10 protein-coding genes are annotated in these 12,640 nt (G+C 48.7%); 2 read left to right on the forward strand and 8 right to left on the reverse strand.

Annotation, left to right across the window (positions count from 1 at the left end; translation table 11 throughout):
* The first annotated feature begins 30 nt into the window (after positions 1 to 30).
* A complete protein-coding gene (gene rimO / locus BFC18_RS04955) occupies positions 31 to 1,485 on the forward strand; it encodes a 30S ribosomal protein S12 methylthiotransferase RimO (protein WP_070124092.1) in 1,455 nt (484 codons plus the stop codon).
* Here the strand turns inward: rimO and BFC18_RS04960 are convergent.
* The 6 genes from BFC18_RS04960 to BFC18_RS04985 form a co-directional block, all read right to left on the reverse strand.
* Positions 1,475 to 2,506 (reverse strand): Kelch repeat-containing protein, encoded by a 1,032-nt coding sequence (locus BFC18_RS04960; protein WP_083272926.1) that lies wholly within the window; start codon positions 2,504 to 2,506, stop codon positions 1,475 to 1,477. The two genes, rimO and BFC18_RS04960, sit on opposite strands and share 11 nt — an antisense overlap.
* Positions 2,507 to 2,508: 2 nt before the next feature.
* Complete coding sequence (gene kdsB / locus BFC18_RS04965) at positions 2,509 to 3,270, reverse strand: 3-deoxy-manno-octulosonate cytidylyltransferase (RefSeq protein WP_070124093.1); 762 nt, start codon at positions 3,268 to 3,270, stop codon at positions 2,509 to 2,511.
* The gene (locus BFC18_RS04970; RefSeq protein ID WP_070124094.1) at positions 3,267 to 3,461 is read right to left on the reverse strand and encodes a Trm112 family protein; all 195 of its coding nucleotides are present in this window, start codon (positions 3,459 to 3,461) and stop codon (positions 3,267 to 3,269) included. Before BFC18_RS04970 ends, kdsB begins: the two co-directional genes overlap by 4 nt.
* Positions 3,461 to 4,468: a tetraacyldisaccharide 4'-kinase gene (lpxK, locus tag BFC18_RS04975; RefSeq protein ID WP_070124095.1), complete on the reverse strand. Its 1,008-nt coding sequence runs from the start codon at positions 4,466 to 4,468 to the stop codon at positions 3,461 to 3,463. Before lpxK ends, BFC18_RS04970 begins: the two co-directional genes overlap by 1 nt.
* On the reverse strand, positions 4,465 to 6,216 hold the full coding sequence (gene msbA / locus BFC18_RS04980; protein ID WP_070124096.1) for a lipid A export permease/ATP-binding protein MsbA: 1,752 nt from the start codon (positions 6,214 to 6,216) through the stop codon (positions 4,465 to 4,467). The genes lpxK and msbA overlap by 4 nt, the downstream gene beginning before the upstream one ends.
* Positions 6,217 to 6,358: 142 nt before the next feature.
* The gene (locus BFC18_RS04985; protein ID WP_083272927.1) at positions 6,359 to 8,743 is read right to left on the reverse strand and encodes a DNA internalization-related competence protein ComEC/Rec2; all 2,385 of its coding nucleotides are present in this window, start codon (positions 8,741 to 8,743) and stop codon (positions 6,359 to 6,361) included.
* Positions 8,744 to 8,775: 32 nt separating this feature from the next.
* Here BFC18_RS04985 and BFC18_RS04990 point away from each other — a divergent pair, with 32 nt between their 5' ends.
* Positions 8,776 to 9,303 (forward strand): DUF2062 domain-containing protein, encoded by a 528-nt coding sequence (locus BFC18_RS04990; protein WP_070124098.1) that lies wholly within the window; start codon positions 8,776 to 8,778, stop codon positions 9,301 to 9,303.
* 30 nt (positions 9,304 to 9,333) lie between these two features.
* On the opposite strand, the gene ligA is transcribed toward BFC18_RS04990, so the two are convergent.
* Positions 9,334 to 11,376, reverse strand: coding sequence for an NAD-dependent DNA ligase LigA (gene ligA / locus BFC18_RS04995; protein WP_070124099.1), 2,043 nt, complete (start codon positions 11,374 to 11,376; stop codon positions 9,334 to 9,336).
* 49 nt (positions 11,377 to 11,425) lie between these two features.
* Positions 11,426 to 12,622: a cell division protein ZipA gene (gene zipA, locus BFC18_RS05000; RefSeq protein ID WP_070124100.1), complete on the reverse strand. Its 1,197-nt coding sequence runs from the start codon at positions 12,620 to 12,622 to the stop codon at positions 11,426 to 11,428.
* Between the last annotated feature and the right edge of the window lie 18 nt (positions 12,623 to 12,640).

The following is a 12,640-nucleotide window of genomic DNA, read 5'->3' on the forward strand; positions in this document are numbered from 1 at the left end:
TCCCTGCATTGTGTTTTGTGATGTGAAAAAATGACCGTAGAAAAGTTTATACCGAACCAGACCACCACGCTGGAAACACCGGTAAAAGTCCTTGAAGCTGGCCGTCAGCAGGCTGGCGAAAATACCTCTTCAAATCCCGCAGCGAAAATAGGCTTTGTCAGCCTTGGCTGTCCAAAAAACCTGGTGGATTCTGAACGCATTCTTACCCAGTTACGCACTGAAGGTTACGATGTTGTTCCAACCTATAACGATGCCGAATTAGTCATTGTTAACACCTGCGGTTTTATTGACTCCGCAGTGCAGGAATCTCTCGACACCATTGGTGAAGCACTGGCTGAAAACGGCAAAGTTATCGTTACCGGTTGTTTGGGCATTAAAGAAGATGAAATTCGCGAAGTTCACCCGAACGTTTTAGCTATCACAGGCCCTCACGCATATGAATCTGTGGTTGAGCGAGTGCACGAGCATCTTCCTAAGCCAGTTCATAATCCTTTCGAACACTTAGTGCCCGATCACGGCATAAAGCTGACGCCTCGTCACTACGCGTATTTAAAAATTTCCGAAGGCTGCAACCACCGTTGCACGTTCTGTATTATTCCTTCCATGCGTGGTGATTTAGTTAGTCGTCCCGTGGGTGAAGTACTTGACGAAGCGAAACGACTCAAAGCAGCAGGCGTAAGTGAGCTACTGGTGATTTCACAAGATACCAGTGCTTACGGTGTAGATGTTAAACACCGTACCGGATTCTGGAACGGCATGCCGGTTAAAGCTCACATGCAGCAACTTTGCGAGAAGTTGGGCGAGCTGGATATGTGGGTTCGTCTGCACTATGTGTATCCCTACCCTCACGTCGATGATCTTATCCCGCTAATGAATGAAGGTCGCGTTCTGCCATACCTAGATATTCCATTCCAACATGCCAACAAACGCATACTGCGTTTAATGAAGCGTCCTGGCAGCGCCGAGCGTACCATTGAACGGGTAAAAGCTTGGCGGGAGGCATGTCCGGAACTCATCATCCGCTCGACGTTCATTGTGGGTTTCCCTGGTGAAACCGAAGAAGAGTTTGAAGAGTTACTCGATTTTATTCGTGAAGCGCAACTCGATCGCGTTGGCTGCTTTGCTTACAGCCCGGTAGAAGGCGCAAAAGCGAACGACTTACCCGATCCAGTGCCTGAACATATTAAACAAGAACGCTTAGCACGTTTTATGGAAGTGCAAAGTGAAATCAGCGCTGCGCGCCTTAAACAGCGCATAGGTAAAGAATACCTGGTGGTCATCGACAGTGTAGACGCCGAAGGTGCGGTTGGCCGTACTTATGCAGATGCGCCAGAAGTTGACGGCGTGGTGCATTTGAATGGTGTCCACGATGTGAAGCCGGGTGATCGGGTATGGGCAGAAATCATTCACGCTGATCAGCATGACGTTTGGGGGGTTATCAGCCCAGAAGACGATGAAGCGTTGGATGATGAGACTACTGCGTAGCCTTCATCAAGGTAAATTTACTAACAGTATGGCGGGTATCATGCGGTCCCGCCTCTGCAGCGCCACCTATTAACCAAATAGCATTGTCTAACGTCACCGCACCTAAGCCATGCCTCGGAACTGGCATAACCGCAGCTTCCGACCAACGTTTTCTCTTTAGTTCATAGCGCCATACTTTGTAAAAAACACCGCCGCCCTGGTCGTCAAAGTACTCACCGCCAAACACAAAAATGCTGTCATCGAGAACAGCACAAGCAATCCCTGCTGCCGCTTCAGGCATCGGTTTTTCAGTTTTCCATTGATCAGTGCTCACATCGAAAACTTCATGCACATTGGTATTTCCGCCCTCTACAGTTCGCCCACCAATGACATGCCATTTGTTGTCGTACACAACACTGCAAGCACTGTTTCTAGGCGTAGGTAAAGGGGCTCCTGTCTGCCAAACTTTCGAGTCAGGATCGAAAATTCCGTGCCAATCGGAGTCGAGATGATGTTGCCAGCGGTAATTGTCATCTTTTGAAGTGCGTCCACCAGCGAGGTGAACCTTGCCATTGATAACCGCAGAGATACTTTCTGAAAGCCGCACCGGCATAGGGTTTCGTTTAACCCATTCTGCTTGCTTTTCATCAAACTGATAAACGGCGGAAGAATTGTTCCACTGCCCGTCTTCACTTTCGGTAAAACCACCAAACGCCCACAAGCTGCCACCAGCAGAAGCCAACATAGCATGGTGCGTTGGCGCAGGAAAAGACGGCAACGTCTGCCAACCATCGGCATCGGCGCTAATTCTGAAAACCTGGTCAGAAACCGAGAATTTATCTTTACCGGCAGTTAGCCCACCAGCCACATAAATCTGGTTATTATGGACGGCTGGATAAATTTCCTGTACCGATAAAGGCAATGACGGCCCCAAGGACCAATGAAATTCACTTGTCGCATGGGCATGTGAAAATGCGCCACTTCCCCCTGTCACACCAATGAATGTCAGCGTAATTCGGGCAACGAGACCTTTAAAGGTCATATTTAGCTTCCTTGGTTCAGGTGAGCAAGTAATCGGTCGAGATCTTCCGGCGTATCGATACCTACAGGGGGTGGTTCAACTGCCACATCTACATGTATTTTATCGCCGTACCATAGTGCCCGTAGCTGCTCTAATGATTCAATGTGCTCGAGCGCACTGGGCGTGTAATCCACATACTGACACACGTAACCGGCACGATAAGCATATAAGCCAATATGGCGAAGGAAGCCCGCAGGATCATTATTTAGCGGATTGCTCAGCATCGAACCTCGCGCGAAGGGAATGGCTGATCGAGAGAAATATAACGCTTCTCCCTTTGCGTTACGAACCACTTTAACCATATTGGGGTTAAGCACATCTTCAGATGACTGCATTTCTGTGGCGAGCGTGGTTATTGCCACATCTTCGCGACGGGAAAGGTTCTCTACCACCTGGCGAATATTGGCGGCTGGCACAAAGGGTTCATCACCCTGCACGTTTACAATTAAGGTATCGTCAGAGATCCCCTGTAATCGAATAACTTCAGAAAGCCGTTCGGTACCAGATTCGTGATCGGGCGACGTCATCACCACCTTACTGAACGCAGAAGCAACATCAGCAATACGCTGGTCGTCAGTCGCGACGATAACGGAGGATGCACCGGCTTCTTCTGCACGCTCCACTACATGCTGAATCATGGGTTTACCGTTGATATCAGCGAGAGGTTTTCCCGGAAAGCGGGAAGAACCAAAACGAGCGGGAATAATGACGGTAAAGTCGTTCATCTTGCCGCTTCCAACTCATCAGAGGACAACTGGCTCGCCTTAGCCTCAATCAGCACCGGAATACCATCGATAACAGGATAACTGAGGCGATCAAAACGACACCGCAACGCTTTTTTATCCTGAGCCACTGCCAGCTTGCCTTTACATACCGGGCAAGCCAGTACATCTAATAATTTAACATCGAAGCTCATTATTTTTCCTTACTGTAATTAACATAATGCCGATGGAGAAATGCATAGAACGTTGTCGGAAAACTTGCCTTAACAGGCAAATACCAACAATCTTCGTGAGCAAATTCACGGACTTTAACCGCGTCTTTCTCGGTCATCAGCACGGTGCCATCAGGCAGATCTTCAGGCTGAAAATGATGGTGATCAGCGAACGCACGACAACGAGCGGTATCAACCCCCATGTCGGAAAGCTGTTTAAAGAATCGTTGCGGATGGCCTATTCCTGCCAAAGCAGAGACCCTTTTACCGGTAAAATCCGTGCTAACGCGTTTCAACTCATGGTTACGTACATTGACGAATCCATTACCAATTAGCGTAAAACCAAAGTCTTGTGGAAGATTCACGGTTTGCTTCAGTGCTGTTAAATCAACATCACCATTCAGAATCAGCGCGTCAGCAGAAGCAAGTCGATTGGGTTTCTCTCTTAAGGGGCCCATGGGTAACAAATGACCGTTCCCTAGCAAACGCTTATCCATAACCACAAGTTCGAGATCACGTTTTAGCGCATAGTGCTGTAAACCATCGTCACAGACAATCACTTTGCAACCCAGTTCATTGGCGAGTTTCGCCGCGCCACGGGCTCGAATCGGATCGATCACCACAGGCACACCGGCCCTACGGGCGATCAAACTCGGTTCATCGCCAACTACACTGGCCTCGTCGTTTGGTGAAACAAGGTGAGGATGCGCTGTCATTGTGCCCCCGTAACCGCGACTGAGAACACCAACCAGCACACCTTGGGTTTTAAAATGCTCGACCACTGCCAATACGACCGGTGTTTTTCCGTTGCCCCCTACCGTGATATTACCCACCACGATAATAAACGCATCGGGTTTAGAACTGGTTTTGATACCAGCACGAAACAGGCTTCGACGAACGCCACTTATCAAACAAAATAAAACAGACAACGGCCACAGCAGCCAAGCTACTAGTGACTTCTTGTACCAAAGATCCTGCACAGCGTTCACTTTTGGGTCTCACCAAACTGCAATGCATGGAGTTGTGCATAATGGCCTTTTTTCGCCAGCAGTTCGTCGTGACGGCCTTGCTCGAGAATCCGCCCTTGATCCACAACGATGATTTGGTCCGCTTTCTCGATGGTAGACAAGCGATGCGCCACCACTAAGGACGTACAGGATTTCTGCAGTTTCTCCAGAGCATCCTGAATGAGTTTTTCTGATTCGGTATCCAGTGCAGAGGTGGCTTCATCGAGAATGAGTACCGGCGCTTTGGTCAGAATAGCCCGGGCTATAGCAATACGCTGGCGTTGTCCGCCCGACAACATCAGACCGTTTTCACCAATAACTGTATCGAGGCCATCACCCAGCATGCCGACAAACTCGGTAACATGGGCCATAGCAGCCGCTTGTTCAATTTCGTCACGACTGACTTTTTCGGTTACCCCATAGGCGATGTTATTTGCAATAGTATCGTTAAACAACGTGACATGTTGCGACACCGAAGCAAACTGCTTTCGAAGGGCACGCAATTCAATATTATTGATGTTTTCACCATCAAGCAGCACCCGGCCCTGCTGCGGAATATAAAATCGGGTCAACAGAGAAGAAATGGTTGATTTACCGCTACCAGATTTACCCACCAGCGCGATAGTTTCACCGGGCTTAGCCTGAAAACTGATGTTGGTTAACGCTGGACGTTCTTTCCCCGGATAGCAGAACGTAACCTCATCAAAAGCGATATTACCTTCGGCCCTGTCGATCACTTTTGTACCCGTATTGACTTCAATTTCTTCATCGAGGGTTTCAAATATACTGTTGCAGGCGGCCATGCCCCGTTGATATTCATTGTTTACGGTGGTCAGTTGCTTAAGTGGTTTAAGCAACATCACCATGTAAATCACCACATTAATAAAAGTACCGGGAGTAAGTTCATCAAGAATTTCCGGCAAACTGGCCATAAATAACACCACGGCAAGTGCAATGGAGGCAATAACCTGAATAGAGGAAACACTCAGGATTTGGGTTACCGCCAGCTTCATGGTCTGCTGGCGGTTATGATTGTTTTTCTTTGCAAAGCGTTCACGTTCGAAGTCCTGGCCGCCGAACATCAAAATCACTTTATGGCCCTTCACGGCCTGCTCCACGGATTCAGTAACACTCCCCATGGATTTTTGAATACTGCGGCTGACCTTGCGAAAACGCTTACTGACAAAAGACGCTATAACAGCAACCACCGGGCCAATAACCAGAAATATCGCCGACAGCTGCCAGGAGTAATACAGCATAAAGCCAAGTACGCCAATGATGAACGCGCCTTCACGTACAATGGTAAGTAATGCTTTACTGGCAGCGTTAGCAACCTGCTCGGTATCATAGGTCACTTTACTAATAAGGGTGCCCACCGCTTGCTGATCATGAAATGACACCGGCAAATGCATGTACTTTTCAAATAATTGCTGTCGCATGGTCATGACCACCCGGGAGCCAATCCAGCTTAGCGTGTAAGTACCGAGAAAATTAAACAACCCTCGTAAAATGAAAAGCGGCACGATGCAAATAGCAGCAAGACGCAGGAAATCACTGTCTCCGGCACCCAGGGATTCATCAATCAGGGTTTTCGTATTTGAGATGACAAAAGTATCTACCGCGGAATAGCCAATCATGCCGATGACTGCAACAAAAAAGGCCAGTTTGTAGGGTTGCAGATAGCTGAAGAAACGGCGTTGATTACTTGCCGCTGGATCGGGATTTTGCATGTATTCTCATCACTTAATTATCGCTCGGCGCTATTGTAACTGGAAATGGAAGAATTCCCAATGATGACGCTGTTTTAGCCAATAGTGCGGAGCGATGCATTATTTCATCAGCATTTGGAAATGGGTCTGAAGCAGTGTAAATTCAATCTTGATGTTGCCCACGATTATCGTACCAACGTGGACTGATTGCTCGATTAAAAGGCTGTGCGATTACATTGCCCGTAGTCATGGTGAGCCGCACGTATCCGTGCTGTCCGGTGTCGTACACTTCGCTTCCCACATCCAGATATCGCGCCTGCACCTGCTCATCGGGCAATTGCCATCGGTGAAATGCGCCGGTAGTAAACACCGTTACTTTGGGTGAGACGGCATTGACAAAAGCGCGAGACGACGACGTGTCGCTGCCATGATGAGGGGCGATAAGTAAATCAGATTGCACCTTCATGCCCGTTTCTTTTTCGAGTAAATACAGCAAATCATATTCAGACGATTTGGGGATGTCGCCAGCAATAAGTAATGAGCGCCCGGTTTCGCTTATACGAAGTACACAGGATTGGGCGTTGTTATCTAAGGTATTGCCCGGCCTGGGCCATAGCACCGAAAATGAGATGTTCTGCCATTGCCAGGCATCGCCTCGCTGACAACCATTCAGGTTATCTCGAACGTCAGTGGCTACGGGTTCATGACTTAATTGCGACAGCAAACCAATATCCTTTCTACCGCCCGCATGGTCATCGTCGCCATGGGTGAAGATAACGTGGTCGACGCGCTTAATATTCAGATGCCTAAGTGTGGGAACGACAACTGTGCGCAACATATTGCCCTGTTCAAAAGAAGGACCTGAATCGATTAGCACCGCCCTCTCTCCACGGGCAATAGCGATAGCGGAACCGTGACCCACATCAAAAACATGCACTATCCACGGGGCCGGATTCTGTTTTAGAAAAGACAGACTTAGTGGCATGCTAAATAATACAATACATAGCCATCGAAAGCGGAACGGCGGCATAAGCAATAACAGCATGGCACATAGGGTCAAGATGGCGACCATAGGCTGAATGTTGAGCTGGTTCACTGAAATCATCCAGGGTTCTACGAAAGTAAGGCCTCTCACCAACATACTCATCACGAAATCGGCGACATCTAACAGCCAGTTTGGCTGTAAAGTAAAGTAGTTCATTACCAGACCCATCATTCCTAAAGGTACGATGACAGTAACAACAGGAATGGCAAGAAGATTAACCGGCGCCGTTAATAAAGACGCAGCATCGAAAAAGCCCACCGTGACCGGAAGCAAAAGAAACGACAGTACGCATTGCGACACGATGAGCACTTTTAATTTGCTCAGCCTGTTTTCGCCCGTAACCGAAAACCGGCTGCCGATGAATAGCAGCAACGCCAGCGCCCCTGCACTTAAATAAAAGCTGCTGCCAAAAATCCCGAACGGGAAAAGTAAAATACACGCAGCAATCATTAATATGAAGCGTTGCAGCCACGACCAGACCGCCCGGCTAAAGAACAAACCGGTTACCATCAACACTAACAACCAGGCTCGCGCTACCGGCACCTGCCAATTGGCTAATGTGGCGTAAAGCGCGGTGAGCAACACCACAACAATAAAGGTAAAACCACGCACATTGCAACGATTGTGCGGTAGACCCCATAACCAAAAAATCACGCCATACATCGCGCTCGCTAATACTGATGCCCAGAGTGCTACCATGCCAACGTGCAGCCCGGAAATTGAAAACAGATGACCCGTTCCCGTTTCTCGCATTAACTGCCAATCCGCTTGCTGTAGCCCTCTTCGGTCGCCGGTTAACAGGGCGACTAGCCAACGTGAGTAACCAGCCTGACGGCTTCTTGCAGCAGCAAAGTGATGAAAGCTAGACGCAGGTTCTGTAATGCGATTGGCGTAAGACGCGTTTACCGTACCAGAAGCCACAATGGCTTTGCTCACATACCAACTACGCTTATCGCCGCCGGGATTGAGCATACCCGATACAGGTTTAAGTTTGACACTCAGGGTAACGTGCTGGTGAAGTTGGAATCGTCCGATTGCCTTTTCTACAAAAAGCAGCAATGAGGGAGACGGGAAAACCGTCCTGTCACCGAATTGATGCACAGCCAAAATCAATTGCTGATCGTGCCCAATATCGCGGGTCTGGGTTATCCGCCCCGAAACTATGACATCTTGTTGAATTTTGCTTTCAGGGAGTTGCCAAGCCAAGTACCAATGCCCTACACTTGCCATCCAAATCATTCCTGACATTATCCCGCTAATCATAAATGAGACGACAGTAAACAGTTTCGCCGTTTGCCCGTACCAATTAGCGACACGACTATTTTTTTTGATTAGCCTGACAAGGTGCTTGTTAAATACATCGCGATGTATCGCAATATGGATAATGATCACAATACAGGCTGTTAGCACAATCCAGCGTTTGCCCGGCAGGAATGGCCAGTATCGAGCAGACATGGCAGAAAGACTGAATCCCGTGGTCCACACGGTGAGATATTGGTACATCTGAGAAGTGCTTGTTTTAACTGAATGAATGTATGCCAAAAAAATTTATAAGACGTTTTTTACCAGATCATCAGACAATAAAGCATAACCGAGCGCTACGGATCTTTGGTACCGTCTTGCATGAGCCGAACCTATGGCACCTGAACCGACGTTCAGCCAGCCACGCTTTTGGTATCGGCCTGTTTTTCGCGTTTTGGCCAGTGCCATTTCAAATGTGGCTTTCTGCTGCGACAGCCATCCCCTTCCGGGCAAATTTGCCGCTTTCTGTAGCAACGGTGTGGATAACAAACCCATTCACCATGCCACCCATTTTTTATGCTGCGTATAAAGTGGGTACCACCGTACTCGGCACGCAACCGCAACACTTTGAATTACAGTTCAGTTGGAAATGGATCATAGAAAGCATTGAAACCATTGGTCCTGCTTTTCTGGTGGGATGTGGAATTTGCTCTGTGGTGTTTGGCTTATTAGGCTACGTTGGCCTGAATTTCCTTTGGCGCTTTTCTGTGAAGAAAAGCTGGCGGGCAAGGCAGGAAGCCCGACGCCATCGCGCTTCCTGAGTACTTCGTTTTAAAGGTTAACCATTGCGGTTAACCTTCATACAAACCGTGTTCTGATAATACGGCGAGTAATTTTTCTTCATCCCAAACCGCAACACCTAAATCCTGTGCTTTGGTCAGTTTAGAACCGGCCTTTTCACCAGCAACAAGAAAGTCTGTTTTTGCCGATACGGAACCCGCCACTTTAGCACCTAGTTGCTGCAGTAGCGCTTTGGCTTCATTACGCCCCATGGCCGTCATTGTGCCAGTCAACACGCAAGTCTGACCGTCAAATGGCAATTCTGCAGAATCCACTTGTTTAATCTCAGGCCAATTGATGCCCGCCGCTAACAGGTTATCGATAATTTCACGGTTATGCGCTTCATGAATAAAATTATACACATGGGTTGCTACCACTTCCCCTACATCTGAAACCGCTTTGAGAGCCTCAATGTCGGCAGCGTATAGGTTATCGAGCGTGTAGAAGTGATTTGCAAGGTTGGCCGCTGTGGCTTCACCCACTTCACGAATACCTAAGGCATAGAGAAAACGCGGGAGCGTGGTCGTTTTCGCTTTTTCAAGTGAGGTCAGCAGGTTTGAAGCAGATTTCTCCGCCATCCGCTCCAGGCCCACCAACTCGCCTAATGAAAGATTGAAAAAATCTGCGGGGCTTTTTACCAGTTCCGCATCAACCAGTTGATCTACCAACTTATCGCCTAAGCCATCAACGTCAAACGCTTTACGTGAAGCAAAATGCTTCAGAGCTTGCTTTCGCTGTGCACCACAAACAAGACCACCAGTACACCGCGCCACGGCCTCATCTTCCAGTTTTTCTACCTGTGAGTCACACACCGGACAGGTTTGTGGGAACGACACTTCCCGGGTATCGTCTGGGCGCTTATTTTCCACCACAGCCACAACCTGCGGGATCACATCGCCAGCCCGTCGAATGGTAACAAAGTCACCAATACGCACGCCGAGACGGGTAATCTCATCCTGATTATGCAAGGTGGCGTTTGATACTGTCACCCCACCAACGAAAACGGGCTCCAGACGCGCAACAGGCGTAATTGCACCAGTTCTGCCTACCTGAAACTCCACATCAACTAAACGTGTGATTTCTTCCTGTGCAGGAAACTTCTGGGCGATAGCCCAACGCGGTGCACGGGCAACAAAGCCCAGTGTTTGTTGCAGTTCAATGTTGTCAACTTTAAACACCACACCGTCGATGTCGTAAGGTAAGGCGTCACGCTTTTCGAGGATCTGATGATAGTAATCCAGACAACCCGATGCCCCCTCAGCCACAGACACTTCCGGGCACAAAGGTAACCCCCACTCGCCCAGCGATTTCAATCGTTCGCTATGCAGCTCTGCCAGGGCAAAATCCTCTGGCGTCACGACACCTAATGAATAGCAATAGAACATGAGCGGGCGTTTTGCAGTAATGCGACTATCAAGCTGACGAAGGCTGCCGGCAGCGGCATTACGCGGATTGGCAAACACCTTCCCCCCTTCGGCACGCTGGCGCTCATTCAATTTATCAAAGCCCGCCTTAGGCATGAACACTTCACCCCGTACCTCAATGCGAGCCGGGATATTATCCCCCTTCAGACGCAGCGGTACGTTTCCAATGGTTTTAACATTCTGGGTAATGTTCTCGCCCACCTGCCCGTCACCACGGGTCGCGGCCTGCACCAATAAGCCGTCTTCATACAATATGCTTACCGCTAAGCCGTCGAGTTTTGGCTCACAGCTATAAGTCAGCGTTTTATGGTCTTTAAGTCTATCGCCAATACGCTTTTCGAACGCGTTTAAAGATGCCTCATCAAATGCGTTATCCAAAGACAGCATAGGCACTTCATGAGTGACCTGATCGAAAGCAGAAAGCGGTGCACCTCCTACCTTCTGGGTGGGAGAATCCGGGGTGATGAGATCGGGATGTTCAGCTTCGAGGGCTTTTAATTCTTTGAACAGGCGATCATATTCAGCGTCAGGCACTGAAGGCGCATCCTGCACATAATATTGGGTGTTATATTCGTTAATCGTATCGCGAAGACTGGCAATACGACTATCAACAGATGGGTTTTCAGACATAAAGATCTCTTACAAAAAAAGCTGCCGCAATAATGCGGCAGCGGGTAAATCATGTGCGGGTAATCATTCGCCGACGTTCAAATTCGCGGATTTTCTCCATGTACTGCTGTAACCCTTGTTTCGTTAGTACACTTCGCCGTCCATCAAGAATTTGCGCGTTAAATTCATCGGCAATTTTGCGTGCTGCATTATGCATCATGTTAAAGACCTGATGGGCATCCCCTTCAATGGGCAAAATCATAAACAGCGACACGCCTTGGGTAGAGAACGTTTCCAGATTATCGATATCGAACACACCCGGCTTGAACATATTCGCTAAGCTAAATAATACAGGGCCCTTACCATTAGAATTCACGTGGCGATGAAAAATGTCCTGATCACCAAATTTAAAGCCCAGCGTGAGCAACAATGGCAACAGTGTAGCACCGGAAATCGTGGACTCTTCAGGCGCCCGTACATTGAGCACAAGTACTTCCTGCTCAGATTCACTCAGCGGCGCTTCATCAGCGGCAGGCTGTGACGCCGCGCCGGCGACCTGGCTTTCATCAAAATCGATGTTCATCTGATCATCGCCAAAATTCGGCTCCTGGCGACGACGAACTGTGCCACGTTTACGTAATGAACGCTTTGCATCGCTGTCGTAATGGTCGTCGGCATCAGTGCCATCGTCTGGCACTGACTGAGGATCGAGCTGGAAATCGTCAGCGGGCAGCGGATTTTGCTGCTCAGTTTCCGCAGTCGTTGTACCGGTATGATTCTCTACCGAAGCATCTTTGCGAATGAGAAACCCTGGCGGCTCAGGTATCCCTTCATCAGTCAAATCTTCAGCATTAACCGGGCGACCAGACTTCATGTGCGGCTTAGGATTTGTCACCACCGAACCGTAAAGCTTTACGGGTTCCGGGGAAGCATCTTCTGACGTATCCTGCGGATTGATGTCGAGAAAATCCTCATCTGCAGTGATGTCTGAATCCGTTGGCGCGGGTTTTGTAGAGGATACCACTCGCACCTCACCAAGACCTAAGTCATCGTAATTTTTTTGCTCTTCATCGGTGTCGTCTTGTTCCGACCACTCTTCCTGAACATCGCGAGAACGCTGATGAGAATCATCATGCCATTGACCGGGCTCAATTCGCTCTTTACGAGTTTGAGTCTTATTCTTGCGAATTTTCCAAATACCGTGCGCAAGCACAGCAATGATAAAGCAAGTACCAAAGATAAGGAGTGATAAACGTAGTTCATCCATTTAATTCGTTCGCCCTTT

The sequence above is a fragment of the Alteromonas confluentis genome (assembly GCF_001757105.1).
Lineage (GTDB): Bacteria > Pseudomonadota > Gammaproteobacteria > Enterobacterales > Alteromonadaceae > Alteromonas > Alteromonas confluentis.

Excerpts from the sequence above, each read along its gene's own strand:
- rimO (WP_070124092.1), top strand. The coding sequence starts at position 31 with ATGACCGTAGAAAAGTTTATACCGAACCAGACCACCACGCTGGAAACA.
- BFC18_RS04960 (WP_083272926.1), bottom strand. The coding sequence starts at position 2,506 with ATGACCTTTAAAGGTCTCGTTGCCCGAATTACGCTGACATTCATTGGT.
- kdsB (WP_070124093.1), bottom strand. The coding sequence starts at position 3,270 with ATGAACGACTTTACCGTCATTATTCCCGCTCGTTTTGGTTCTTCCCGC.
- BFC18_RS04970 (WP_070124094.1), bottom strand. The coding sequence starts at position 3,461 with ATGAGCTTCGATGTTAAATTATTAGATGTACTGGCTTGCCCGGTATGT.
- msbA (WP_070124096.1), bottom strand. The coding sequence starts at position 6,216 with ATGCAAAATCCCGATCCAGCGGCAAGTAATCAACGCCGTTTCTTCAGC.
- BFC18_RS04985 (WP_083272927.1), bottom strand. The coding sequence starts at position 8,743 with ATGTACCAATATCTCACCGTGTGGACCACGGGATTCAGTCTTTCTGCC.
- BFC18_RS04990 (WP_070124098.1), top strand. The coding sequence starts at position 8,776 with ATGCCAAAAAAATTTATAAGACGTTTTTTACCAGATCATCAGACAATA.
- ligA (WP_070124099.1), bottom strand. The coding sequence starts at position 11,376 with ATGTCTGAAAACCCATCTGTTGATAGTCGTATTGCCAGTCTTCGCGAT.
- zipA (WP_070124100.1), bottom strand. The coding sequence starts at position 12,622 with ATGGATGAACTACGTTTATCACTCCTTATCTTTGGTACTTGCTTTATC.